The following is a 25,636-nucleotide window of genomic DNA, read 5'->3' on the forward strand; positions in this document are numbered from 1 at the left end:
GTCTCGGGCCTGATGGCCTCTTGTAAATGGATGGCAAACACACCGTTGGTATGAAATGCCCGCTGGTATAATACCCGCAGATCCACGAATGTGAAGAAGAATGTTGGACACACTGCCCCGCATTGCACCAGCCGGTCAGAAGACCCGCTGCCCCGCCCTGCCCGATGGCCTGGATGCCGCCGTACTGGCCGGTCTGGCCCAGGCAGGCCATACCCTGCTGGTACTGACTGCCGATGCCCAGTCCGCGCAACGGCTGAAGGCCGAGTTGCCATGGTTTGCCCCCGATATCAAGGCCGCCTTGCTGCCCGATTGGGAGACGCTGCCTTACGACCACTTTTCGCCGCACGGCGAGCTGGTGAGCGAGCGGCTGGCCACGTTGTGGCAGATTCACCGTGGCGAATGCCAGGTGGTGATTGCACCGGTCAGCACCGCCATGACACGGCTCGCGCCGGTCAGCTACCTGCTGGGCCGCACCTTCTTGTTGCAAAGCAAGCAGCAACTGGATGTGGAGCAACTGCGCGCCGACATGGTGATGGCCGGCTACAACCACGTCACCCAGGTGATGGCACCGGGCGAGTTTTCCATTCGTGGCGGTCTGGTGGACCTGTTCCCCATGGGCAGCACCCTGCCCTACCGCATCGACCTGTTTGACAAGGAAATCGACAGCCTGCGCACCTTCGACCCGGACAGCCAGCGTACGCTGTACCCGGTGCCGGAAATCCGCATGCTGCCGGCACGCGAATACCCGGCCGATGAAAGCGGCGTCACCGCCTTCCGCCAGCACTACCGCGAGCGCATGGAAGGCGACCCGTCCAAGAGCCGCATCTATAAGGATGTGTCGGCCAATCTGTTCCCCGCCGGCATCGAGTACTACCTGCCGCTGTTCTTCGACGAAACCGCCACCCTGTTCGACTACGTGGGCGAATCGGCGCTGGTGGTGCTGCACCGCGACGTGGCCGGAGCCGCCGATACCTTCTGGAAGGACGTACAGAACCGCTACCACATGGCACAGGGCGACCCGGAACGCCCGGTATTGCCACCGGCCGATGTGTTCTTGCGTCAGGACGAATTCCTCGGCCGCATCAAGCCTTATTCGCGCATTGAAATACCTGCGGCAGCCGAAGCGGATGCCGCCAGCCTGAGCCTGCCCGACCTGGCCGTCGAGCGCCGCGCCGACAACCCGCTGCACAAGCTGGCGCATTATCTGCAGACCAGCGGCCAGCGCGTGCTGCTGACAGCAGAAAGCCTGGGCCGGCGCGAAACCATGGTGCAGTTCCTGCAGGAACATGGCATCAAGCCACAACTGATCGACAACTGGCAGGAGTTTGCCAACGGCAACATGCCGCTGGCGCTGGTGGTGGCCCCGCTGTATTCCGGCTTTGCCCAGCAGCAACCGCCGCTGTCCATCATCACCGAGAGCGAGCTGTACCAGCACATCGCGCGCAGCCACACCCGCCGCCGCCATGTGAAGATGAGCTCGGACTCCATGCTGCGCGACCTGGCCGAGGTGAAATCCGGCGACCCGGTGGTGCACGAACAGCACGGCATCGGCCGCTATATCGGCCTGGTGTCGATGGACCTGGGCGAAGGCGAAACCGAGCTGATGCAGCTGGAATACGCCGACAACGCCACCCTGTATGTGCCGGTCAGCCAGCTGCACCTGATTTCGCGCTATGCCGGTGGCCCGTCCGAGCAGGCCCCGCTGCACAAGCTGGGCAACCCGGCCTGGGAAAAGGCCAAAAAGCGCGCTGCTGAAAAAGCGCGCGATACCGCCGCCGAGCTGCTTAATCTATACGCCCAGCGCGCCGCGCGCGAAGGCCACAGCTTCACCCTGTCGCACCACGATTACGATGCCTTCGCCGCCGGTTTCGGCTTTGAGGAAACCATCGATCAGGCCAATGCCATCGAGGCCGTCATCCACGACATGTGCAGCGGCAAGCCGATGGACCGTCTGGTCTGCGGCGACGTGGGTTTCGGCAAGACCGAAGTCGCGCTGCGCGCAGCTTTTGTCGCGGTGATGGGCGGCAAACAGGTGGCGCTGCTGGTGCCCACCACCCTGCTGGCCGAGCAGCATTTCCAGAATTTCTCCGACCGCTTCAACGACTGGCCGATCAAAATCGCCGAGCTGTCGCGCTTTCGCAGCGCCAAGGAAAGCAAGGCCGCGCTGGCTGGCCTTGCCGAAGGTACGGTGGACATCGTAATCGGCACCCACAAGCTGGTGCAGCCGGACGTGCAGTTCAAGAACCTGGGGCTGGTGATCATCGACGAAGAGCACCGCTTTGGCGTGCGCCAGAAGGAACAGCTCAAGCGCCTGCGCGCCAATGTGGACGTGCTCACCCTCACCGCCACGCCGATTCCGCGCACACTGTCGATGGCGCTGGAGGGCCTGCGTGACTTCTCCGTCATCGCCACCGCCCCCAATCGCCGGCTGGCGGTGAAAACCTTCATCAGCCCGGCCAGCAACGGCGTGATCCGCGAAGCCGTGCTGCGCGAACTCAAGCGCGGCGGTCAGGTGTTCTTCCTGCATAACGAAGTCGACACCATCGAGAACATGCGGGAAAAGCTGGCCGAACTGGTGCCAGAGGCCCGCATCGGCGTGGCCCATGGCCAGTTGCGCGAACGCGAGCTGGAACAGGTGATGCGCGACTTCCTGCAACAGCGCTTCAATGTACTGTTGTGCTCCACCATCATCGAAACCGGCATCGACATTCCCAATGCCAACACCATCCTGATCAACCGCGCCGACAAGTTCGGCCTGGCCCAGCTGCACCAGTTGCGCGGCCGGGTGGGTCGCAGCCATCACCAGGCCTATGCCTATCTGCTGACCCCGGACGGCATGACCAAGGACGCCGGCAAACGGCTGGAAGCCATCCAGCTGTCCGGCGAGCTGGGGGCCGGTTTCTATCTGGCCATGCACGATATGGAAATCCGTGGCGCGGGCGAAGTGCTGGGCGAAGGCCAGTCGGGCGAAATGCAGGAAGTGGGCTTCTCGCTGTTTACCGAGATGCTCAAGCAAGCCGTGCGCGACCTGAAAAAAGGCCGCGAGCCAGACCTGGACGCACCGCTGGGCGTCACCACCGAAATCAATCTGCACAGCCCGGCGCTGCTGCCGGATGCCTACTGCCCGGATGTGCATGAACGGCTGGTGCTGTACAAGCGCCTGGCCACCTGCGACACCGAGCAGGACATCGACGCCATCCACGAAGAGCTGATCGACCGCTTCGGCCTGCCGCCACAAACGGTGAAAACGCTGATTGAAAGCCACCGCCTGCGCCTGCTGGCCAAGCCGCTGGGCGTGGCCAAGCTGGACGCCAGCGAAGTGGCCATCCAGTTGCAGTTCATCAAGAACCCGCCGATCGACCCGATGAAGATCATCCAGCTGATCCAGAGCAAGAAGAACTACAAACTGGCCGGGCAGGACAAGCTGCGGGTGGAATCAAAAATAGAAGAAGTGGGCCTACGCGTGGTGCGGGTGAAGGAGCTGCTGAAGGAGCTGAGCTAAGGCCTGGATCAAAACCACGGAAGTCCGGTCAACGCCGAAACAGTGTTGCGACACCGTTTCGGCGTTTGTCCATCTCAGGCTTGCCAGTCCCCCCGTTCGACAGCCGCCAGGCGAGCAAAGCAGCCGCGCGGCCTTCCGCCGCCTGTCACAGATGCGATGTCAACATGGCAAGGCTGCCGCTGCGCCCGACTGCCGGGTGTTTCCGCAAGCCGGGCGCGCCCACCACCACAGACTAGCGCCCCAGGTATTGCGGCCTTCGCTTGTCAAAGAAGGCCTGCATGCCTTCCTTCTGGTCTTCTGATGAAAACAATATCTGGTAGGCTTTGCGCTCCAGCATCAAGGCAGTTGCCAATGGCACGTCGGCTCCGGCCAAAACCACTTCCTTGATCTGTTGCACCGCCAGCGGTGGCATGGCTGCAATGCTGCGTGCCAGCTCGATGGCGCGGTGCTCAACGGCCTCATCCGCGACCACTTCGCTGATCAAGCCCATCGCCAATGCTTGTTGCGCGCCAACCATGCAACCGGTCAGCAGCATCCGCATGGCCTGCGCCTTGCCCACGGCGCGCAGCAGGCGTTGTGTGCCGCCGGCTCCAGGCATGATGCCAACCTTGATTTCCGGTTGCGCGAATTGTGCCGACTCCCCCGCCACGATAATGTCGGCATGCATCGCCAATTCGCAGCCGCCGCCCAAAGCATAGCCAGACACGGCAGCGATAATCGGTTTCGGGCATTCGGCCACCGCTTGCCATAGTTTGTGTACCTGGCGCTGCATCAGCGCGATGCTGCCGATGTCGGCCAGTTCCTTGAGATCCGCCCCGGCAGCAAAAGCCTGTTCGTTGCCGGTCAGCACGATGACGCGTATCTCCGGGGTGTCGGACAAGTGTCTGAGCGCGTCCGCCAGTGCCTGGCGTAGCGCCATGTTCAGCGCATTTCGCGCTTCGGGGCGGTGCAGACGCAAACGGGCAATGCCCTGCTCCGGGTAGTCCAGCAGTAATGGTTCGGTCATGATCGCCTCCTTTATATGCGCTCAATCACCATGGCGATGCCCTGGCCGACGCCGATACACATGGTGCATAGCGCCAGCCGACCGCCGGTGGCTTCCAGTTGCCGTAGCGCGGTCAGCACCAGCCTTGCGCCGGAAGCACCAAGTGGGTGCCCCAATGCAATTGCTCCGCCATTCGGGTTCACCTGCGCGGCATCATCCGCCAGGCCCAATGTACGGAGCACCGCCAAACCCTGCGCGGCAAAGGCCTCGTTCAGTTCAATCACGTCCATGTCCTGAATGTGCAGGCCCAGGCGCTGGAGCAGTTTCTGGCTGGCAGGTGCCGGGCCGATGCCCATAATGCGCGGCTCCACCCCCGCGCTCGCCATGCCCAGTATTCTGGCGCGCGGGGTGAGCGCATGACGTGCCACCGCCGCTTGGCTGGCAATCAACAAGGCCACGGCACCATCATTCACACCGGAGGCATTGCCCGCCGTCACCGTGCCGTCGGCGCGCACCACACCGTTCAACTTGGCCAGCATGGCCAGGGTGGTATCCGGGCGCGGGTGTTCATCATGCTGGATGAACAGTGCTTCGCCCTTTGGACGTGGCACCGCTACCGGCACAATTTCGTCCGTGAAAAAACCATTGGCCAGGGCGGCGGCGTAGCGCTGCTGGCTGCGTAGCGCAAAGGCATCCTGATCGCAGCGATTCACCCGGAAATCAGTGGCGACGTTCTCGGCGGTCTCGGGCATGGAATCGACCCCGTACTGTTGCTTCATCCTCGGGTTGATAAAGCGCCAGCCTATGGTTGTGTCTTCCACCTTGGCGCTGCGCGCAAACGGCTTGTCCGCCTTGCCCAACACAAAGGGCGCGCGCGACATGCTCTCCACGCCACCAGCGATGATCAAGTCGGCCTCGCCCGCCACAATGCTGCGCGCGGCCATACCAATGGCGTCCATGCCGGAACCACACAGCCGGTTGATCGTCGTGCCGGGCACGCAGACGGGCAGGCCGGCCAGCAGGCCTGCCATGCGCGCAATATTGCGGTTGTCTTCTCCGGCCTGATTGGCACAGCCATAAATCAGCTCGTCCACCAGGCTCCAGTCAAGGTCGGGGTGGCGCTCACACAGCGCACGAATCGGGATGGCAGCTAGATCATCTGTACGAATGGAAGACAGTGCACCGCCGTAGCGGCCAAAAGGGGTGCGAATGCCATCGCAAATATAAGCGTGGGTCATGATGTTGTCTCGAAGGCGTGGCTGGGATTAGCGGTGATGGAAAGCGGGCGGACGTCTTTCGACAAAGGCGTTCATGCCTTCTTTTTGGTCTTGCAGCGCGAAACTGGCGTGAAAGACCCGCCGCTCGAACAGCAGCCCTTCGGACAAGCTGGATTCGAAAGCCCGGCCCAGCGACTCCTTGATCATCATCAGCACCGGCAGCGAGTAGCCGGCCATCTGCTGTGCCAGTTCAAAAGCGGTGTCGAGGACGGCCTCGTCGGCCACCACGCGGGATACCAGGCCGGCTTTTTCGGCTTCGGCGGCGCTATAGAAATTGCCGCTCAAACACCATTCCATCGCCTTGGCTTTGCCGATGGCGCGAGGCAGGCGCTGGGTGCCGCCCATGCCGGGCAAAGTCCCGATCTTGACTTCGGGCTGGCCGAACTTGGCCGAGACACCGGCCACGACGACATCACACATCATCGCCAGTTCGCAGCCCCCACCAATCGCGTAACCGCAAATCGCGGCGATCAGCGGCTTGCGCAGGGTGCGCGCACTTTCCCAGTGCCGGGTGACATAGTCGGAGAGAAACACATCATGGAAGTCCCATTCGGCCATGCAACCGATGTCGGCACCGGCGGCGAATGCCTTTTCGTTGCCAGACAGGACAATGACACTGGTGCCTGGGTCCTGGTCTGCGGCCATCAAGGCCGCCTCCAGCTCCTGCACCAGTTCTTCATTCAGCGCATTGCGCTGGGCGGGACGGTGAATTTCGATATGCGCAACGCGTTCATGCTGCGCCGTTTTCAGGTAGGTGTACTTGCTCATGCGGAGTCTCCTCCTGCCTGGGCGGTATATGCGGCAAGCCGGGGCTATACACACCATGCAGGAACATCTGACTGACGATCTCCGCCATTGCTGCTCTATCTATCGGGCCATCGGCACGAAACCAGGTAAAGGTCCAGTTCATCATGCCGAACAGCGTCATGGCCACCGGCTTGATCTGCACCGCCGTCAACTCCGGACGCAAGCTGGCAATCAGCCTGGCAAACCCGTCCACCACCTGGCGTTGCTTCTCGGCCACCTTGCGGTATGCCTCGTCCTCCAGGAATTTCACGTCCTGCACCAACACGATATGGTAGTGGCGCGACGTGGCATATTCTTCCATGAAACGGACGATAAGCTCGGTCAGGTGCGCTTCGGTATCCAGCCCTTGTCCGGCGACCTCATCCTCAATGGCAACCAGGCGGTCGAGGTAGGTGTCGGCGATATCGAACAAGAGATGCAACTTGTCCCGATAGTAGTGATACAGCAGCGGCTTCGACATGCCACATAATTCAGCCAGTTGGGCTATCGATGCACTGGGGAAACTTTTCTGCGCAAACAACTGCGCGGCGTTCTCCAGTATGGTGCTGCGCTGTACTTCGAAATTGGGGGATTTTGTTCTTGCCATATCCGGGGTCTGCTTGATTCGTGGTGCGTCAGACTCGGCTTATGCGAAAACGGCCCCCTTCATTCGGAGTACGGCATGTCAACGTTCGTCAAAACTGACCACAACGTTTTCGGTAAGCGGATGCGCCTGACAGGTGAGTGCAAAGCCCTGCTCGACTTCTGCCGGTTCGAGGGCGAAATTCTTATCCATGCGCACTTGGCCAGCAAGGACCTTGGCACGGCAGGTGCAGCATACCCCACCTTTACACGAATAGGGTAGATCGATCCCTGCGCTGACGGCGGCATCCAGAATGCTTTGTCCTGCCGACAATCCCACCTCACGGGCAAGGCCGTCCATGATGACCGTCACGGTGGCTTGTGCCGCTTCATCGTCCCGCGCCGTGCGCGGTGTATCGGCCCCCTGCGGTACGCAAAAGCGCTCGGTATGGATATGCGCGTGCGGCAAGCCAGCCTGCTGCAAAGCGCCGATGGCGTCATCGATCATCTCGTTGGGGCCGCACACAAAGGCGTCGGAGATGTTGGAGAGCAGCAGCAGGGTGTCGAATATCCGTTGCAGGCGCGCAGCGTCCAGCCGACCATTAAACAGTTCCAGCTCCTGCGCCTCACGCGTGAGGAAGTGATAGACGGCGAAGCGGTCCATGAAGCGGGCTTTCAGTGCCGCCAGGGCGTCGGCAAACAGAATGGTGCCGCGCCGCTGGTTGCCGTACAGCAAGGTGAAGCGGCTGTTCGGCTCTACTGCCAGCGTGGTCTTGATGATGGACAACAGCGGCGTGATGCCACTGCCGGCCACGATCGCCAGGTAATGTTTTTTATTGCCTGCGGCCAGCGGTACAAAAAAACGGCCATCCGGTGGCAATACCTCGATACGCTGCCCCGCACGCAATTCCTTGTTGGCATAGGTGGAGAAGATTCCGTTTGCCACTTGCTTGATGGCAATACGCAGCTCGCCATCGCCAATGCCGCTGCAGATCGAATAGGAGCGGCGTACGTCAGCGCCGCCAATATTGGCGCGCAAGGTGAGATGCTGGCCCTGGATAAAGCGGTAGGTGTCGGCCAGCGCGGGGGGGACTTCAAAGCGGAGCGATATCGCCTCTTCGCTCTCTTGGCGCACTTCGGCGATGCGCAGCAAATGAAAATTCGTACTCATGGTGGGGTCCTTGCTCCGTAGATTCCCTGGCGGAAGACTTAGGCTTAAATGGGTTTGAAGTACTCGAATGGTTCGCGGCAGTCCTGGCAGCGGTACAGCGCCTTGCAGGCGGTAGCACCAAACTGGCTCAGGCGCTCGCTGTGCTTGCTGCCGCAGCGCGGGCAGGCCGGGTGCAATGGCGTGAAGTGCAGAATCTGCCAGCCGTCCTCGGACGTTTCCGCCCGATGCTCCGGCGGCGCAATACCGTACTCGCGCAATTTGCGCCGCCCCTCCTCACTGATCCAGTCGGTGGTCCAGGCCGGGCTGAGCTGCGTACTCAGCCGCAGGGGGCCGGCCCCGGCAGCCGTCAGCGCATCGCGCACCGAAGCCTCAATCACTTCGGTGGCAGGACAGCCGGAGTAAGTGGGCGTGAGCGTCACCTGCAGGTCTGCCCCATGGCGGCGGATATCGCGCACGATGCCTAAATCGCATAAGGACAGCACGGGTATTTCCGGGTCGGGTACCTGGTGCAGCACCGCCCAGGCTTGGGCTATGGTTAACATCACGCCTCCCTTTACCAGTTGCCGCCGGGATAGGCGCGCTGCAGAAACTGCATCTGCGCCAATAGCGGACCCAGCGCCTCGCTGTGGATGCCATACTTGCCGCGGCTCAGGCAGCCTGCCACTGTCGGCACTGGCAGCGTTGCTGCGGCCAGCACCGGCAGCACAATGCCTTCCCAGGCGCTGCGCAAGCTATCTGAGGCAGGGACCACGCCTGCCAGCCGTGCTTCCACCTCGTCCCGGTCAAACAGCTCTGCGGTGAAGGACCACAAGTATTCCAGTGCCGCCTGCATGCGGCGGTGCGACTCCTTAGTTCCATCGCCCAGTCGCACTACCCAATCGGCACCATAACGCAGGTGATAGCGGCTTTCCTTGAGGCTCTTTTCGGCGATGGCGGCCAGGCGGGCATCGGTGGAGCGCTGCAATGCCTGCCACAACACCACCTGATAGGCGGCAAACAACAGCACGCGCAGCACCGTGCGGCCAAAATCGCCGCCATCCAGCTCGGTCAGCGTCAGATTGTGGAATTCCAGCTCGTCACGCAGGAAGGCAAGTGCATCCTCGTCACGGCCACTGCCTTCCAGCTCTCCGGCATAGCTCAATAGCTGACGCGCCTGGCCGATCAGGTCGAGCGCGGTATTGGTCAGTGCGATGTCTTCTTCGATCGCTGGTGCATGGCCGCACCATTCGGACAGCCGCTGGCCCAGTACCAGTGTGGAGTCGCCCAGGCGCAGCAGATAGTCGATCAGGTCTTGCTTATCAATTTCAGCCATGGCTGGGCTCCTTACATATTGTTGACGGCGGCGGGAAGCTGGTAGAAGGTGGGCAAGCGGTAGGTTTTGTCGGCCATTGCATCGAAAAACGGCTCACTCCACACGGCCTCGCTGGTCAGCACGGATGCAGAAGGTAGCACCCACAGACTGCCTGCCGGATATTGTCCAAAGGCTGTTTCTGCACTGCGTAGCGCTGCCGCAGCATCACAGGCGTCGACACTGCCAATGTGCTTGTGATCCAGCCCTGGTTTCAGCCGCAAGAAAACTTCAAACTGCCGCGGGGTCTCGCTCGTGCCAGCAACAGGCGCCGCGCCGTTCTGACTGACATCACTGGCAGCCACCACCCACAGGCTGTTGCCTTCCTGACGCCGGGTGTAGACATCGCGCGCCAACAGCAATGCATGCTGGCCGTCGGTGGCGTGCAGGCTGCTGGAATGCTTGTGCTCAAGACCGTTACGGCTTTTGATGAAAACCTCGTACCGCGGCCATTGCTCGTGCAATTCTGTCATCGTGGAGTCCTCCGGATTAGTGAGCCGGCCTGGCGATTTTTTTCTCGGCATGCACACGGGCGGCTTCACGTACCCAACTACCGTCTTCGTGCGCCTTGATGCGGGCCGCCATGCGTTCGCGGTTACAAGGACCATTGCCCTTGACCACCTGCCAGAATTCTTCCCAGTCGATGGCGCCGAAATCGTAATGGCCACGCTCAGCATTCCACTTCAGCGCGGGGTCGGGCAGCGTTACACCGAGCACCTCGGCCTGCGGAACAGTGGCATCGACGAATTTCTGCCGCAGATCGTCATTGGAGAAGCGCTTGATACCCCACTTCATGCTGGTGCCGTTGTGTACCGAATCCTGGTCGTGCGGGCCAAACATCATCAGTACCGGCCACCACCAGCGGTCCACCGCCTCCTGCACCATCGCGCGCTGCTCCGGGCTGCCTTTCATCATGGCCACCAACAGGTCATAGCCTTGGCGCTGGTGGAAGCTTTCCTCTTTGCACACCCTGACCATCGCGCGGGCATAAGGGCCGTAAGAGCAGCGACACAGCGGTACCTGGTTGGTAATGGCGGCTCCATCCACCAGCCAGCCGATGACACCGATATCAGCCCAGGACAGCGTCGGGTAGTTGAAGATGCTCGAATACTTGGCACTGCCGTCCAGCAAGGCAGCCACCATGGTGTCGCGGCTGACGCCCAGCGTTTCGGCTGCGGCATACAGATACAGGCCATGCCCCCCTTCGTCCTGCACCTTGGCCAGCAGGATGGCCTTGCGCTTTAACGTTGGCGCACGGGTGATCCAGTTTCCTTCCGGCAGCATGCCAACAATCTCCGAATGGGCATGTTGGGAAATCTGGCGGATCAGCGTCTTGCGATAGGCATCGGGCATCGGGTCTGATGGCTCGATCTTGATATCGGCCGCCAGCTTCTCGTCGAAGCCGGCACACGGCGCTTCTGTCACTGCATTGCCGGTCGCTTGTGCACCGGGCAAGTCCAAAGCTTGTGTGTACATCTGCACAACTCCTTGTCGATGAATGGGTAAGAAACGTCGTCATTTCATCATTCGCCACAAGCTGCCTGTGCTTTGCTGACGCAGTGGCAAGGCGCGGTGGATTGCTGGCGAATTTAATTAACTTACCGGTCGGTAAATTAAAAAGCAAGAAAAAAAAGGACGGTAATGAACCTGCATCCAGCCCGCTTAGTGCGGACGCTTGTCGATCACACGCCGCACCTTGCCTACCGAGCGCATGATCGTCATCGGCTCAACCACCTCTACCAGGGTACTGACCCCGACATTGCTCTTGATCATCTGCTGCAATTCCTTGGCCATGCGCATTTTGGCTGCATCAGAGGCATAGCCCGCCGGGTCGCGTTCAACAAAAACGGTCAACACGTCCAGATGGCCATCTTTATCCACTTCCAAATAAAAATGCGGGGTTAGCGAATCAAGCCGCAGGATCAATTCTTCGATCTGGGTTGGAAAAACGTTCACGCCGCGGATGATCAGCATGTCGTCAGAGCGACCGACAATCTTGTCGATACGCCGCATGGAGCGCGATGTGGGGGGCAACAGACGGGTCAGGTCACGCGTGCGGTAGCGAATCACAGGAAACGCTTCCTTGCTCAAGGATGTCAGCACCAGCTCACCCTCCTCGCCATCCGGCAACACCTCCCCCGTGACCGGATCAATGATTTCCGGATAGAAGTGGTCTTCCCAGATAACCGGCCCATCCTTGCTTTCGATGCACTCGCTGGCCACTCCCGGTCCCATCACTTCGGACAAGCCATAAATGTCCACCGCATCAATACCAGCGCGCTTTTCGATTTCAAGGCGCATCTGCCCGGTCCAGGGTTCTGCACCGAAAATCCCCACCTTGAGCGAAGATTTGGCCGCATCAAGCCCCTGCCGCGTCATCTCGTCGAGAATGTTCAGCATATAGGATGGCGTCACCATGATGATGTCGGGCTGAAAATCACGGATCAGCTGCACCTGCTTTTCAGTTTGGCCACCGGACATCGGCACCACCGTACAACCAAGTCGCTCCGCACCATAATGTGCGCCCATGCCGCCGGTAAACAGTCCGTAACCGTAGGCGATATGCACGATGTCCCCCTTGCGCCCCCCTGCGGCGTACACCGAGCGTGCCACGATACCGGCCCAGGTATTGATATCGTTCTGGGTATAGCCAACCACGGTGGGGCGTCCGGTAGTGCCGCTGGACGCGTGGATACGCACGACATCCTTGCGTGGTGTTGCAAACAAACCAAACGGGTAGTGCTCGCGCAAATCGGACTTGGTGGTGAACGGAAACAGTTTCAGGTCTTCCAGCGACTTTACATCTTCCGGATGCACCCCAATCGCTGCACATTTGGCACGAAATGGTGCCACATTGTCGTAGGTGTGCTTGAGCGACCATCGGAGCCGCTGCAGTTGCAAGGCACTCAATTCATCGCGGCTGGCGGTTTCTATCGGCTCCAGTTCGTGGGCCTGGGCTACTTTGCTCACCATGGTGTTTCTCCTCTTGTGTGGATCGGGTCACCCCGTTCTGTTTTTCGCGCGCCAGTCCGGCAAGACCAGCAACGCCAGGCGTGCTCTGCGTTGTGTATAAACCGTGATGTCATGCCAGCCTTCTGCCCTGCGACAACATGCAGGCGAGGGCATTTTCCGCATGCGGCAGCACATGGGTGTCAGGCATGCAGGCGTCTTCCCGCCGCAGCGCGACGACGAATCAAGGGGGAAATGCGGTAGCGGCTCTCGCCATAATGGCGGTGCAGTGCTTCAAGCACCTGGGCCAGGCGGGCAGCACCGAAGCCATCGGCCCACGCCAGAGGACCGACCGGATAATTGGTGCCGTAGCGCATCGCCAAGTCGACATCTGCCGCGCTGGCGATGTCAAACAGCACAGCATCGGCCGCCTCGTTGGCCAGCATCGCCATCGTGCGCATCACCACCATCCCGGCGATGTCATCAATGGGCAAAATCGTGATGCCCGCCACCTGTAGCAAGCCGGCAGCTTGTTCCAATGCACCGGTAGCTGCCTGATCTGAAACGCATAAGGCCAAGTGGCTTGTACTTATGTAGTCCTGGGCCAGATCAAACAGCACCCAGTTCGGGTGTCCGGTTTCCGATGCGCGAACCGTGGCAGTCCGACCATCAGTCAATGCCAGTCGCAGCTCTCCTGCCAATATCAGGTAGCCAATCCCTTGCGCTGCTTGCCGCTCGACCGCAAGCCCTGCCTGCATCAATCGATGCAGCAGCGGCTCGGCAATACCAAGATCGCCAACCACCCGCACCTTGTGCGGCGCGGCTTGTCGCGCCAGTGCTGGCGGCTCAGACCGGGCGGCCTGGTCGCGATAGTCGTAGAAACCCCGCCCCGTCTTACGTCCCATCCACCCCGCGGCAACGCGCTCCTGCTGTTGCAGCGAAGGTTGAAAACGTCCGTCGTTGTACATGGCGGCAAAAACCGAGCTGGTCACGGCGAAATTGACGTCGTTGCCGATCAGGTCCATCAATTCGAATGGCCCCATCGGAAACCCCCCGGCCCTGCGCAGCAAGGTGTCAATCACCTCGGGCTGGGCAGCCGCTTCGGCCAGAGTCCGCAGCCCCTCAGCGTAGTAAGGACGGGCCACGCGATTGACAATGAAACCCGGCGTTGACTGCGCCCGCACCGGCAGCTTGCCCCAGGCGCGGACCGTGTCGCACAGGAGGTCGACCACCGCCGGATCGGTTCCCAAGCCGCTGATCACCTCGACCAGCTTCATCTTGGTGGCGGGGTTGAAAAAGTGCAGGCCGGCGCATCGCTGGGGATGGACCAGGCCACGCGCCAGCGTGGTAATTGAAATCGATGAGGTGTTGGAGGCAAGAATGGCCGACTCGGACAACACGGCTTCCAGCGCCCGGAACAGGGCTTGTTTCGGCTCAGCCAGTTCGACAATGGCCTCGATCACCAGTGCGGCATCAGCCAGTTCTGCCAGCGTGGAAACCGGATGCAGGCGCGCACAGGCAGCATCCTGCTCCGCATCGGTCCATTTGCCACGATCCACCAGCACCTGCCATTCGGCACTGATCAAGCCAGGTGCCGCCAGGGCGGAGGCAGCATCCATATCGAACAGGTAAACCTCATGACCCGCTCTGGCAGCGACCGCGGCAATACCCCGGCCCATGGCACCGGCTCCCACTACGCCGATACGATCCTTGCTTGTCAGTGCCATCTCATTTCCCCACAAATTGCGGTATGCGCTTGGCCATGAAGGCCGCCACACCTGCGCCATAATCGGCGCTGTAGCCAAGTTCGCGCTGAAAAGTACGCTCCAGTTCAAGCTGCTGCTCCAGCGTATTGCGCTCGGCAGCATGCATGGCCTGCTTGATGCGTGCATAAGCCAGCGTCGGCCCCGCGGCCAACTGGCGGGCGGTACTTGCCACCTCGGCGGCAAAATCGGCATCGTCTACACAACGCCAGATCAGCCCCCATGCTGCGGCCTGCTCGGCTGGCAACTTGTCCGCCAGCAGCGCCAGCCCCATGGCGCGTGCATTACCCAGCAAGCGGGGCAGGAAATAGCTGCCGCCAGAATCCGGCATCAGGCCGATCTTGCTGAATGCCTGGATAAAGCAGGCCGATCGTGCAGCGATGACAATGTCGCAGGCCAGCGCGATGTTGGCACCTGCCCCGGCGGCCACCCCATTGACCGCGGCAATCACCGGCTTGGGCATGCTACGCAAGCGGCACACCAGCGGGGCGTAATAGCGTTCAATCGACTCTCCCAGATCGCGCGGAGTATCGGAAGGAGCTACCGTCCGGTCGGATAAATCCTGCCCGGCGCAAAAGCCTCGTCCGCTACCGGTCAACACCAGCACACGTACCGCCTCATCCTGGCTGAGCTGCTCCAGTGCCTCGGCCACTTCACCGTGCATGTCGGCATTGAAGCTATTCAAGCAATCGGGCCGTGTGAGTGTCAGGGTGGCAACGCCGGCTTCAATATCGAGGCGAATGTGCTGAAAAGGGCTGCGCATGTGGTTCTCCGTACAGTTAGCTGCCCGATAAGCCACTCATAGCCAACAAGCAGTTAAGTCAATGTTTTAAATACAGATTTTTCATAACAACAGAATGATAGCGGTGCCTAATGCCGACCCAATCTATCATTGACCGACCGGTAAATCAATATTAGAGTGATCCAGGTCAAGGAAATTTTTCAGCACCGGTTTCCACGACAGAGTTCCGCAAGCATCAGCCCCTGATCAGGCTCGAAAAACACCATTCGGCCTTTGTATTGAAAGGAATGAAGCGATGGCAAATCCGCTATTTGAACGACATGAAGCCACCTTGCACCAGGCCTTGAACGCCATTCGTGAACGTGGTTACTGGACACCATATCCGGAGACACCGAGCCCGAAAATTTATGGGGAGGCAGCCGCCGATGAAGGTAGGACAAGGTTCGAGGCCCTGCTTGGCAGTACATTCGACTTTCCCGGCCAGCCCCCAGCCAGCGGTCTTGTTGGTAGCGAACGTTCGCCCTACAGCGGCGCACTCAATATCCGCTACCCGCGCTTTGAGGTTGATACCCTGATCGCCGCTTCGAGCGATGCGCTGGAGAACTGGCGCCGGGCCGGGCCGGAAGCCTGGGTGGGGGTGTCATTGGAGATTCTTGCACGGCTGAACCAGCACAGTTTCGAGATGGCTCATGCGGTGATGCATACCACCGGTCAGGCATTCATGATGTCGTTTCAGGCCGGTGGCCCACATGCGCAAGACCGTGGATTGGAGGCGGTCGCTTACGCCTGGCGTGAAATGTCCGCCATTCCGGCTTCAAGCAGCTGGAGCAAGCCGCAGGGCAAGCATGAGCCGGTCGTGCTGCAAAAGAACTGGAAAATCGTGCCGCGCGGCATTGGTCTGGTCATTGGTTGCTGCACCTTCCCCACCTGGAATGGCTATCCGGGCTTGTTCGCCAGCCTGGCAACCGGTAACACCGTCATCGTCAAACCGCATGCAGGTGCGGTACTGCCGATGGCCATCACGGTGAAGATTGCCCGCGAGGTGCTGCAGGAAGCAGGCTTCGACCCGAATGTGGTGCTGCTAGCCGCTAACCAAAGTGGGGAACCGCTGGCCAGCAAGCTGGCGGAAAACGCAGCGATCAAACTGATCGACTTCACCGGCAGCCGTAAAAACGGTGAATGGCTGGAGGCTAACTGTCGGCATGCACAGGTTTACACCGAGAAAGCGGGTGTTAATACCATCGTGATCGACTCGACCCACGACTTCAAAGGACTCAGCCGCAATATCGCCCTGTCGCTGGCTTTGTACGGCGGGCAAATGTGCACGGCACCGCAGAATATTTTCATTCCGGCCGGCGGCATTGCAAGCGCGGAAGGGCATCTGTCCTACGAAGAAGTGGTGGCTGGTATCGTCTCAGCCATCAATGGCTTGACCGCCGACCCGGCCAAGGCGGTGGAATTCCTCGGTGCCATCCAGAACCCGGGGGTTCTGGCCCGGCTGGAGGCGGCACGGAAGCTAGGTCAACCCTTGCTCGACAGTCGTGTCATCGCGCACCCGCTTTATCCCGAAGCCGTCGTGCGTACACCGCTGCTGCGCGCCCTGTCGGTACAAGACCAGGCAATCTACCAGGAAGAGCATTTCGGCCCGATTGCCTTCGTGATCAAAACCAGCAGCAGTACCGAAAGCCTTGCCATTATTGAAGATACGGTACGCAAACACGGTGCGCTGTCTTTCTCGGTGTACAGCACCGACGCCACCGTACAGCAGCAGGCACAGGCGGTTGCCGAAGGTGCCTGTGTCTCGCTGTCCCTCAACCTCACCGGCAGCGTGCTGGTCAATCAGTCGGCTGCATTCAGCGACTTCCACGGCACCGGAGGCAACCCGGCGGCCAATGCCGCGCTATCGGACAGTGCCTTCGTAGCCAACCGCTTCCGTGTGGTACAAACCCGCCGTTTCGCCTAAGCCACTTGCCGCCCGGTATCTGCCGGGCGTTTTTCATCTTGTTTGCGGAAAGATCGCGCGATGCAGTGCTTTGCAATTGACGGAGTGATTCCTGTTGTCAGCCCGGATGCCTTCATCCACCCCTCAGCCACATTGATCGGGGACGTTGTGGTGGGCGCGGGCTGCTATATCGGCCCGGGTGCGGTACTGCGCGGTGACTTTGGCCCGATCCGCATTGCCGCAGGCAGCAATATCCAGGACAACTGCGTGCTGCATAGCGGGGTGGATACTCCCTTGATCGTTGAAGAAAACGGTCACGTCGGCCACGGTGCCGTCTTGCACGCCTGCCATCTGGAACGCGGGGTGCTGGTCGGCATGAATGCCGTCGTGATGGATGGCGCACGACTAGGCCGGCAATGCATCGTCGGCGCGATGGCCTTCATCCCGGCGGGCAGGGTTTGCGCTCCACGCCAGTTGCTGCTGGGCCTGCCGGCCAAAGCCGTGCGCACGCTCAGCGATGAAGAAATCATTGCCAAGCAGCGCGCCACACGCGCTTATCACCATCTGGCCATACGCTGCCGTCGCAGCCTGGTAGCGGTGCAGCCCTTATCCACACTCGAAGCCAAGCGCCCCATGCTTGATCTATCCGTATTCGCGGCAAGCGCAGCCGAAACCTCCGGACTGACTGAATAACAAGCATCGCCATACCAGCCCATGCAGCAGGGCAAGCCCAGCCCTGGAGCCAACCTGCTCTGCGCACGGCCACTTCCAGACAGCGGCTGACAGTGGTCGCGCGCAAGATAAATGCAGCGGAATGCAACTGGCAGGAGGCCCTGTTGTGGCGCTACACTGCAAGGGCAAGACCGCATAATTCCCTCCCGAAAGCAAAAGGAAAAGCGATGTCCCGGCCCCTCTACCCTACGCCGCTGCACAGCCACAGCGACGATGACGATGACGACGCAGTCAAACTGCCCGCCTTCCGCCGCTACGAATCACAAGGCGTGATCCGGCAGATTTCCTACTATCTGTCCGGTGAAATCGTCGATCCCATCCAGTACACCGACCTGCTGTACACCCTGCGCACCGCCAGTGCCACCGACCTGATCTTCCTGCACCTGAACACCCCCGGTGGCAATTTCGATACCGGCCTGCAGATCATCAACAACATTGCCGCCAGCGACGCCCATGTCATCACCATTCTGGAAGCCCGCGCCTTTTCCATGGGCGCGCTGATTTTCCTGTCCGGGGATGAGCTGATCGTGCACGACACCTGCCAGCTGATGTTCCACAACTACTCATCGGCTTCCATCGGCAAGGGCAATGAGCAGGCAGCGCAGGTGATGGCCAGCCGCAAATGGTTCGACAAAGTGATGCGCAATGTCTGCCGCCCCTTCCTGAGCGATCAGGAACTGGAGCGCATCAGCAAGGGTGAGGATATCTGGCTGGACACCGACGACATCCGCCGCCGCCTGTTGCACATCCAGAAAGGCGAGCCGGCGGTCAAACCCAAAGCGGCCAGCGCCAAGGTCAAACCGGTGGCCGTGGGCGAAGATGAAGCCGGCAGCGTCGCCAAACCGGCCAGCAAGCCGCGCAAGAACAAGCCGGTCTGAGTCCGTACTTAGAGCGGCTAACAAAATAGCGTAGCAGCGCTGAAACAAGCCACGCCAACGCAGACAGTCGGCGTACGGCAAGGCGCAACACCGCAGCAGGTTTTTTGTGAGCCGCTTTCAATCCACAATGAACAGGCGCGCACCGGTTCTGGTAGACGAACGGTGCGGCTCGCCTTCATCTGCCACCTGATAACTCAGGCCCGGAGTCAGCATGAAGCGACGCCCATCAGCCAGTTCGGTCAGCAGCTCACCTTCCAGACACAGCAGGATATGGCCCTTGCGGCACCAGTGGTCGGCCACATAGCCCGCGCTGTATTCCACCATGCGCACGCGAATGTTGCCGAACTGACAGGTGCGCCACAGCGCCATGCCGCTTGCGCCGGGATGCTCGGTAGGGGCAATGGCCGACCAGTCGGTCACGCCAAAGGGAAAGTCGCTCATCTGCATGATCTGCTCCAGTGTGGAAGGGTTGAAGTACTCGCCATGAGTACAAACCACTTATGGCAGAATACTTGACCTGCTTGCAAGCGCAGTCGGCATCGGATGCCAACCGGCAGCACACAGCTCACTCAGCTTGCCCTGCACCTGCAGCAGTTGGCCGCACAGAGCGACGTACCGCAGGTAAGACCTGCAATAACAAAGCCGACAGCACACAGACCATGCCTAACAGCTGTGAGCGGCGAATATCTTCCTGTAGCACGCCGGCCGCAAACAATAGCGCCGACACCGGCAACACTGCAGTGAACAGCGCCGCCTCACCCGCCGCCACCCGCGCCGCGCCGGCATACCACAGTACAAAACCCACTACGGTTGGCACCACCGCGTAATAGGCCAAGCCAAGCAGTGCAGCCACTGACACATGCCAGTGGCCCTGCCACTCCAGCACCGCTGGCGGCAAGGCCAGTAGCAAACCCAACGCACACAGATAGCAGGACAAGACCAGCGGTGGCAATGGCTGACGCAAGCGGCGGTTAAGCAGAATGAACAGCGCCTCGCAGGCAACCGCCAGCAGGATCAGCCCGTTGCCGACCAGTTCATCGGTACTGCTGAAAGATAGTGCAGCATCGGCACGCAAGGACACCGCCAGCGCCCCCGCAGTACACAGCAGCAGCGCCAACACCTGCCTCCAGTGCATGCTTTCGCGGAACAGCAATAGCGCCAGCACGCTGGATACCATCGGTAATGTTCCCATCATCACGCTGGCGTTTGCAGCAGAAGTAAGCCGCGCTCCGGCCATCAACAACACGGTATAGCCGACACTGCCCGCTCCGGCCTGTAACACCAGCAGCAGCCAGTCATGGCGGCACGGACGTGACCAGCTACCACCACACCAGTACAACAGCAGCAGGAACAAGGGTAAAGCCATGCCGAAACGGATGGCGGTGGCAGTAAAGGGCGGCAGGCTGGCGGACACCAACTTGCTGACCACCACGGTACTGCCAGCGGCCAGCATGGCCAGCAGCAAATACAGATAGGGAATATGACGCGCAGACATAGCAGCTCCAGATCATGGGATATGAAGCCAACAGTTAAACCGGCATCACCCGTGGCCGGCTTGGACAAAATTGCAGTGCAGGAGGTGGACAGCAGCAGGATGAAACACTTAGCGCATGGCCTGAATGTAACGGCCAGGTGTAATGCCCAGCCGCTGCAGGAAGACACGGTTCATATGGCTTTGATCAGCGAAGCCGCTTGCAGCCGCCACATCAGCCAGCGGACTGCCCTGCACGATCAGGCCACAGGCCAGATTCAAGCGCCGCTGCTGCAGATAGTCATGCGGGCTGCAACCCAATTGGCGGGTAAAGCTGCGTAGCAGGCGAAAGCGGCTGATACCGGCCTGCTCCGCCAGCGCAGACAAACTGTGCGCGCGCGTCGGCTCATCATCAAGCAGTACCCGCACCCGGGAAATATCGGCAGAGCAAACCGAAGGCTGTGGGCGATAACAATGTGCCGGCATCAGTCTGGCCAGCAACTGCAATATGGCCTGCTCTTCCTCCAGCCCTGCCTGCTCCTTGCCGCCAAGCAGGGCAAACAGGTGCATGAACTGCTGGCGCAGGCAGACATCTCTCACCTGCGGCATCAACAGCGGTGGCGTACCGCCGTCCTGCTCCGCCAGCTCAGTTGCCAGCTGCTGCCATAGCGCCGGCTGGATGTACAGCATGTGCCATGCACGTCCCCCCTCCCCCAACGGCTGACCATCATGCACCTCGCCGGGATTGACCATGATGAGGTCTCCCGGCCCGGCCTCCACCGTGCCACGGCCGCTGAACGATCGCTGTGCACCACGCACGATCAGCCCGATGCCGAACACCTCGTGGCTGTGGCGGGCAAAGGTTCGGCGGCTATCGGCCTGCATGGCGTGAATACCGTGCATGGCGCTACGGTAATAATCGATGCGCTCGGCCATTCGCCCTCCTCCTGATGCGGCAAACCAGTCTGCATGCTACTGCGCTAGCCCGCACAGCGACCAGCCCCCTAAGCGGTGTCCGACGCAAAAAAGCCCGGAGCGTGCTCCGGGCCCAGATTATTGACAAACCCTCTCTCGCTTTCTAAAGGAAAGCGAGGCTCCCTTGCAGGGCAAGGGCGGGGGGATGGGGAATAGATGGCAAGGCTGCGGAAGCAATCAGTGGGTCGAAAGGCCCGGCTTTGCCGGGTCCAGTGCAATCGCACCAAATCACTTTGTCAGCAGCCTGAAGCCCGGAGCGTGCTCCGGGCCTGTGCGGTGATGTGCTGAAGATTTATACCGCCTTGAGCTTGCCCTTGGCCTTGGCAGTCACGGCAGGTGCAGTGGCGACCTCGCGCAGATGGGCTTCGCGCCAGGCGTGGCCGTAGTAGCTGTCCAGCAATAGCTGCTTCAGTTCGCTGATTAGCGGATAACGCGGATTGGCCCCGGTGCACTGGTCGTCAAACGCAGCTTCGGCCAACTGGTCGACCCGGGCCAGAAAGTCCGCTTCTTCCACACCGGCAGCCTGAATCGACATGGGGATGTTGAGCATCTGCTTGAGCTCGTCCACCCACTGCACCAGTTTCTCCACCCGTTCATGATCGCGCTCGCCTTCCAGCCCCAGATGACGGGCAATCTCGGCATAGCGCGCCACGCTCTTGGGCCGGTCATACTGACTGAAGGCAGTTTGCTTGGTCGGAATATCAGCCGCGTTGTAGCGGATGACATTGCTGATCAGCAAGGCATTGGCCAGACCGTGCGCCAGGCCGAATTCCGCCCCCAGCTTGTGCGCCATGGAGTGGCATACGCCCAGGAAGGCGTTGGCAAAGGCGATGCCGGCAATGCTGGCGGCGTTATGCACTTGCTCACGCGCTTTCGGGTCGCGTGCGCCGTTCAGATAGGCCGATGGCAGGTAGTCCTTCAGCAGCTTCAGCGCCTGCAAGGCTTGCGGGTCGGAATATTCATTGGCCATCACCGACACATAGGCTTCCAGCGCATGCGTCACCGCGTCGATGCCGCCAAAGGCAGTCAGCGACTTGGGCATGTCCATCACCAGATTGGCATCCACAATGGCCATGTGCGGGGTGAGTTCGTAGTCGGCAATCGGGTATTTCACCCCGGTCACTTCGTCGGTCACCACGGCAAACGGTGTTACTTCCGAGCCGGTGCCGGAGGTGGTGGGCACCGCCACCAGCATGGCCTTGCCACCCAGCTTGGGGAACTGGTAAATGCGTTTGCGGATGTCCATGAAGCGCAGCGCCAGATCGGCAAAATGCACTTCCGGGTGTTCGTACATCACCCAGATGATCTTGGCGGCATCCATCGGCGAACCACCACCCAGCGCCATGATCACGTCCGGCTGGAAGGCATGGGCCAGTTCTGCACCCTTGCGCACCACGGCCAGCGTGGGGTCGGCAGGCACATCGAAGAACACTTCAACTTCCAGGCCCATCTTTTTCAGCAGGCGGATGGGCTCGTCGACAAAACCGTGTTCCAGCAGGTATTGCCCGGTGACAATCAGGCAACGCTTTTTACCAGCCAGGTCTTCCAGTGCCACCGGCAGGCAGCCGCGACGGAAGTAAATGGACTTGGGCAGTTTGTGCCACAGCATGTTTTCCGCCCTCTTGGCCACGGTTTTCTTGTTGATCAGGTGTTTGGGGCCGACGTTTTCCGAGATGGAGTTGCCACCCCAGGAACCGCAACCCAGCGTGAGCGACGGTGCCAGGCTGAAGTTGTACAAATCACCGATGCCACCATGCGAGGACGGGGTGTTGATCAGGATGCGGGCGGTTTTCATCTTGTCGCCAAAATAGCGGATGCGCTCGCCTTGCAAGTCCTGGTCGGTATACAGCGCCGAGGTGTGGCCGATGCCACCCAGTGCCACCAGCGCTGCGGCCTTGTCGCAGGCATCGGCAAAATCGCGGGCGCGGTACATGGCCAGCGTGGGCGACAGTTTTTCGTGGGCGAAGGCTTCGTCATTGCTCAGATCGCTCACTTCACCAATCAGCACCTTGGTGTCGGCCGGTACGGCAATGCCGGCCATGGCGGCAATTTTCACCGCGCTCTGACCGACGATGGCGGCATTCAGATTGCCGCGGTTGAGGATGACACCAGCCACGGCGGCGGTTTCCTGCGCACTGAGGATGTAACCGCCATGGCGCGAAAACCGTTCGCGTACGGCCTCGTAAATGCTGTCCACTACGATGACCGACTGCTCGGAGGCGCACACCACGCCGTTGTCGAAAGTCTTGGACATCAGGATGGAGGCCACGGCGCGTTTGATGTCGGCGGTTTCGTCGATCACCGCCGGGGTATTGCCTGCGCCCACGCCAATGGCGGGTTTGCCGGAGGAGTACGCGGCTTTCACCATGCCGGGGCCACCGGTGGCCAGAATCAGGTTGATGTCCGGGTGCTGCATCAGCGCGTTGGACAACTCCACGCTAGGCTCGTCTATCCAGCCGATGATGTCCTGCGGTGCACCGGCAGCCACGGCAGCTTCCAGTACCAGCCGTGCGGCTTCGCAGGTGGAACGACGCGCCCGCGGATGGGGCGAGAAGATGATGGCATTGCGGGTTTTCAGCGCGATCAGCGCCTTGAAGATAGCCGTGGAGGTGGGGTTGGTGGTGGGCACGATGCCGCACAGGATGCCAATGGGTTCGGCAATGGTGATGGTGCCGAAGCTGTCATCTTCCGACAGCACACCGCAGGTTTTTTCATCCTTGTACTTGTTGTAGATGTACTCGGAGGCAAAGTGATTCTTGATCACCTTGTCTTCCATCACCCCCATGCCGGTTTCTTCCACCGCCATGCGTGCCAGCGGAATGCGCGCATCGGCCGCGGCCAGCGCCGCGCTGCGGAAAATGACATCAACTTGCTGTTGGGAGAATTCGGCAAAAACCGCCTGGGCCTGTTTGACACGCGCTACCAGCGCATCGAGTTGTTCAAGAGTGGAAACCGACATGATGCTACTCCAATAAGGAAAGAAATCTGTCAGAGCGGACCAATGGCCATCCAATTATTCCATTTACATGGATATATAATCACGGCATCTTTTCATCCGGCTCACCGCGCCATTTCTGTAATTAACTCACTACAAAAACGTCAATTAATCTGTACGGTAAAATTGTCAGACAGCCTTTGTTTTCAAGGCATCTTCTTAATTAAAGCCAGATTACTCCCTTTATTTAGCCAGCGTTTTGCGCCAGGCCAAATCTGCGCAGCAATTTCATCGCACAGCTGAATCAATTGAGCGCCCGCGTGAAACAGCAATAGCAATGGTTTGTAGCGGCCTGCTTACAGCAAGGCTTGGCCACCTGCCGCCAAAACAAAAACCGCCACGGCGCAATGGCGCGGTGGCGGTGGATGGGACAAAGCCGAGGGCTGGCGTTCAGCGCATGAAGCTGTACTTGAAATACTGGCCTTGCTTCATCAGTTCGCGAATCCTGGCAGGCTCGGTTTCACCGTTCAGATTAGTAATGATCAGCTTGCCTGCACCCTGGTGCAGATCGTTACGGAAATCGTAGAACGCCCCCAGGATGGCCAGATGCCCCTGCTCCACCTCACCGGAGAATTTCAGGATGGCGCTTTCCACCTGGTTATTCACATTCAACAAAGCACCATCAGTAGGGTCGATACCTTGCGGGATATTGATGGTGGCCAGTTCCTTGCGGATAGCCGGTTCTAGCTTGCTGTAATCAGCCGAGGCCGCCTTGATGGCACCGCAGGCGGCATGACCGACAAAAATCAGCAAGGGGGTGTGCAGATGACGTACTCCATACTCTACCGAGCCCTCTGCCGTGGCCAGCTGATTGCCGATATCACGCACCATGAACAGGTCGTTGACCGCACCCTTGTCCATCACCTCGCTTTGCACCCGCGAATCGGAGCAGGTCACCACGGTAGCGCGCGGTGTCTGCTTGTCGGCAAAGGTCTTGAAATAGGTGGCACTGTGGTGCGCCATATAGTCGGTATTGTCGTGCAGGATGGTGGTAACTGCCGCACGCACCTGCTGCACCTCGGAGCCATGGCCGTGTTCGTCGTGGCTGCTCTCCGCCGGCTTTGGCAGCACCGGTTTGGGTTTGGCTCGATGCGGCTTGAGCGTGCGTTTTGCTGCATGAGCAGCCCCGCCCGGTGCATGTACTTCCGGGCTGGGGCCAAGCGGAGCCTTGACCTGCGGTGCGGCAGCCTGCTTCACCTCGGGCTGCAATATCTCCGGCTCCTTGGGCTTGGCCCGCGCCGCCGCCATGGATGCCGCCAGCTTGCCCGGCAGCACGATGGTTTTGCTTGGGCTCTCAGCCGCAGCAGAGGCAGCCTGCTTACCCGGCAATACAATCGGCTTGCCGTGTTCGGCAGGGGCGGCGGCTTTTTCCTCCGCCTGTACCATTGCTGCCAGCAAACTCCCCCCCAGTATTACTGCCGCCGCATGCCGCGAGCGGATCTGCCATGTCTTGTTCATCACACCTTGCATCCTGTTGTTGGTAAGAGATGCCGTTTTCACTCAGCCTGCCCAGGTAGTGTTGCCGGCTGGCTTGCCTG

21 protein-coding genes are annotated in these 25,636 nt (G+C 60.4%); 4 read left to right on the top strand and 17 right to left on the bottom strand.

From position 1 onward, the window contains the following. The first annotated feature begins 100 nt into the window (after positions 1 to 100). On the top strand, positions 101 to 3,502 hold the full coding sequence (gene mfd, locus QVF59_RS17060; RefSeq protein ID WP_287881405.1) for a transcription-repair coupling factor: 3,402 nt from the start codon (positions 101 to 103) through the stop codon (positions 3,500 to 3,502). Between the two features lie 232 nt (positions 3,503 to 3,734). On the opposite strand, the gene QVF59_RS17065 is transcribed toward mfd, so the two are convergent. The 12 genes from QVF59_RS17065 to paaG all read right to left on the bottom strand — a co-directional run bounded on the left by QVF59_RS17065 (position 3,735) and on the right by paaG (position 15,126). Continuing rightward, entirely contained in the window at positions 3,735 to 4,508 is a 774-nt protein-coding gene (locus QVF59_RS17065; RefSeq protein WP_287881406.1) for an enoyl-CoA hydratase, read from the bottom strand. Between the two features lie 11 nt (positions 4,509 to 4,519). Beyond that, positions 4,520 to 5,725: a 3-oxoadipyl-CoA thiolase gene (gene pcaF, locus QVF59_RS17070; RefSeq protein WP_287881407.1), complete on the bottom strand. Its 1,206-nt coding sequence runs from the start codon at positions 5,723 to 5,725 to the stop codon at positions 4,520 to 4,522. Between the two features lie 27 nt (positions 5,726 to 5,752). Further along, on the bottom strand, positions 5,753 to 6,532 hold the full coding sequence (locus QVF59_RS17075) for an enoyl-CoA hydratase-related protein (RefSeq protein ID WP_287881408.1): 780 nt from the start codon (positions 6,530 to 6,532) through the stop codon (positions 5,753 to 5,755). Continuing rightward, complete coding sequence (locus tag QVF59_RS17080; protein WP_089085548.1) at positions 6,495 to 7,157, bottom strand: TetR/AcrR family transcriptional regulator; 663 nt, start codon at positions 7,155 to 7,157, stop codon at positions 6,495 to 6,497. Before QVF59_RS17080 ends, QVF59_RS17075 begins: the two co-directional genes overlap by 38 nt. A gap of 78 nt (positions 7,158 to 7,235) precedes the next feature. Beyond that, a complete protein-coding gene (paaE, locus tag QVF59_RS17085; RefSeq protein WP_287881409.1) occupies positions 7,236 to 8,303 on the bottom strand; it encodes a 1,2-phenylacetyl-CoA epoxidase subunit PaaE in 1,068 nt (355 codons plus the stop codon). 44 nt (positions 8,304 to 8,347) lie between these two features. After that, positions 8,348 to 8,845: a 1,2-phenylacetyl-CoA epoxidase subunit PaaD gene (paaD, locus tag QVF59_RS17090; RefSeq protein WP_089085546.1), complete on the bottom strand. Its 498-nt coding sequence runs from the start codon at positions 8,843 to 8,845 to the stop codon at positions 8,348 to 8,350. An 11-nt stretch (positions 8,846 to 8,856) separates the two neighbouring features. Next, on the bottom strand, positions 8,857 to 9,615 hold the full coding sequence (gene paaC / locus QVF59_RS17095; RefSeq protein WP_287881410.1) for a 1,2-phenylacetyl-CoA epoxidase subunit PaaC: 759 nt from the start codon (positions 9,613 to 9,615) through the stop codon (positions 8,857 to 8,859). Positions 9,616 to 9,626: 11 nt separating this feature from the next. Next, a complete protein-coding gene (locus QVF59_RS17100) occupies positions 9,627 to 10,124 on the bottom strand; it encodes a hypothetical protein (RefSeq protein ID WP_287881411.1) in 498 nt (165 codons plus the stop codon). Positions 10,125 to 10,140: 16 nt separating this feature from the next. Then, positions 10,141 to 11,127, bottom strand: a complete 987-nt coding sequence (gene paaA, locus QVF59_RS17105) for a 1,2-phenylacetyl-CoA epoxidase subunit PaaA (RefSeq protein ID WP_287881412.1) — start codon at positions 11,125 to 11,127, stop codon at positions 10,141 to 10,143. 186 nt (positions 11,128 to 11,313) lie between these two features. Continuing rightward, positions 11,314 to 12,624, bottom strand: a complete 1,311-nt coding sequence (gene paaK, locus QVF59_RS17110) for a phenylacetate--CoA ligase PaaK (protein WP_287881413.1) — start codon at positions 12,622 to 12,624, stop codon at positions 11,314 to 11,316. A 179-nt stretch (positions 12,625 to 12,803) separates the two neighbouring features. Further along, positions 12,804 to 14,327 (bottom strand): 3-hydroxyacyl-CoA dehydrogenase PaaH, encoded by a 1,524-nt coding sequence (paaH, locus tag QVF59_RS17115; RefSeq protein WP_287881414.1) that lies wholly within the window; start codon positions 14,325 to 14,327, stop codon positions 12,804 to 12,806. Between the two features lies 1 nt (position 14,328). Continuing rightward, positions 14,329 to 15,126: a 2-(1,2-epoxy-1,2-dihydrophenyl)acetyl-CoA isomerase PaaG gene (paaG, locus tag QVF59_RS17120; protein WP_287881415.1), complete on the bottom strand. Its 798-nt coding sequence runs from the start codon at positions 15,124 to 15,126 to the stop codon at positions 14,329 to 14,331. Between the two features lie 274 nt (positions 15,127 to 15,400). Between paaG and paaN the strand changes: the two genes are divergently transcribed. The 3 genes from paaN to QVF59_RS17135 all read left to right on the top strand — a co-directional run bounded on the left by paaN (position 15,401) and on the right by QVF59_RS17135 (position 18,657). Further along, entirely contained in the window at positions 15,401 to 17,068 is a 1,668-nt protein-coding gene (paaN, locus tag QVF59_RS17125) for a phenylacetic acid degradation protein PaaN (RefSeq protein WP_287881416.1), read from the top strand. A gap of 60 nt (positions 17,069 to 17,128) precedes the next feature. Beyond that, positions 17,129 to 17,740 carry a gamma carbonic anhydrase family protein gene (locus tag QVF59_RS17130; protein WP_287881417.1) on the top strand — a complete coding sequence of 204 codons (612 nt, stop codon included), beginning with the start codon at positions 17,129 to 17,131 and terminating at the stop codon, positions 17,738 to 17,740. A 206-nt stretch (positions 17,741 to 17,946) separates the two neighbouring features. Then, positions 17,947 to 18,657, top strand: a complete 711-nt coding sequence (locus QVF59_RS17135; protein ID WP_287881418.1) for a Clp protease ClpP — start codon at positions 17,947 to 17,949, stop codon at positions 18,655 to 18,657. A gap of 117 nt (positions 18,658 to 18,774) precedes the next feature. Here QVF59_RS17135 and QVF59_RS17140 read toward each other — a convergent pair whose 3' ends face one another. The 5 genes from QVF59_RS17140 to QVF59_RS17160 form a co-directional block, all read right to left on the bottom strand. Next, positions 18,775 to 19,104 (bottom strand): DHCW motif cupin fold protein, encoded by a 330-nt coding sequence (locus tag QVF59_RS17140; RefSeq protein WP_159875079.1) that lies wholly within the window; start codon positions 19,102 to 19,104, stop codon positions 18,775 to 18,777. A 118-nt stretch (positions 19,105 to 19,222) separates the two neighbouring features. Beyond that, on the bottom strand, positions 19,223 to 20,152 hold the full coding sequence (locus QVF59_RS17145) for a DMT family transporter (RefSeq protein ID WP_287881419.1): 930 nt from the start codon (positions 20,150 to 20,152) through the stop codon (positions 19,223 to 19,225). A 108-nt stretch (positions 20,153 to 20,260) separates the two neighbouring features. Then, the gene (locus QVF59_RS17150; RefSeq protein ID WP_287881420.1) at positions 20,261 to 21,064 is read right to left on the bottom strand and encodes a helix-turn-helix domain-containing protein; all 804 of its coding nucleotides are present in this window, start codon (positions 21,062 to 21,064) and stop codon (positions 20,261 to 20,263) included. A 331-nt stretch (positions 21,065 to 21,395) separates the two neighbouring features. After that, entirely contained in the window at positions 21,396 to 24,062 is a 2,667-nt protein-coding gene (gene adhE / locus QVF59_RS17155) for a bifunctional acetaldehyde-CoA/alcohol dehydrogenase (protein ID WP_287881421.1), read from the bottom strand. Between the two features lie 426 nt (positions 24,063 to 24,488). After that, entirely contained in the window at positions 24,489 to 25,556 is a 1,068-nt protein-coding gene (locus QVF59_RS17160; protein ID WP_287881422.1) for a carbonic anhydrase, read from the bottom strand. Positions 25,557 to 25,636: the final 80 nt, after the last annotated feature.

It is taken from the genome of Aquitalea sp., from assembly GCF_030150775.1.
In the GTDB taxonomy this organism is placed as follows: Bacteria; Pseudomonadota; Gammaproteobacteria; order Burkholderiales; family Chromobacteriaceae; genus Aquitalea; species Aquitalea denitrificans.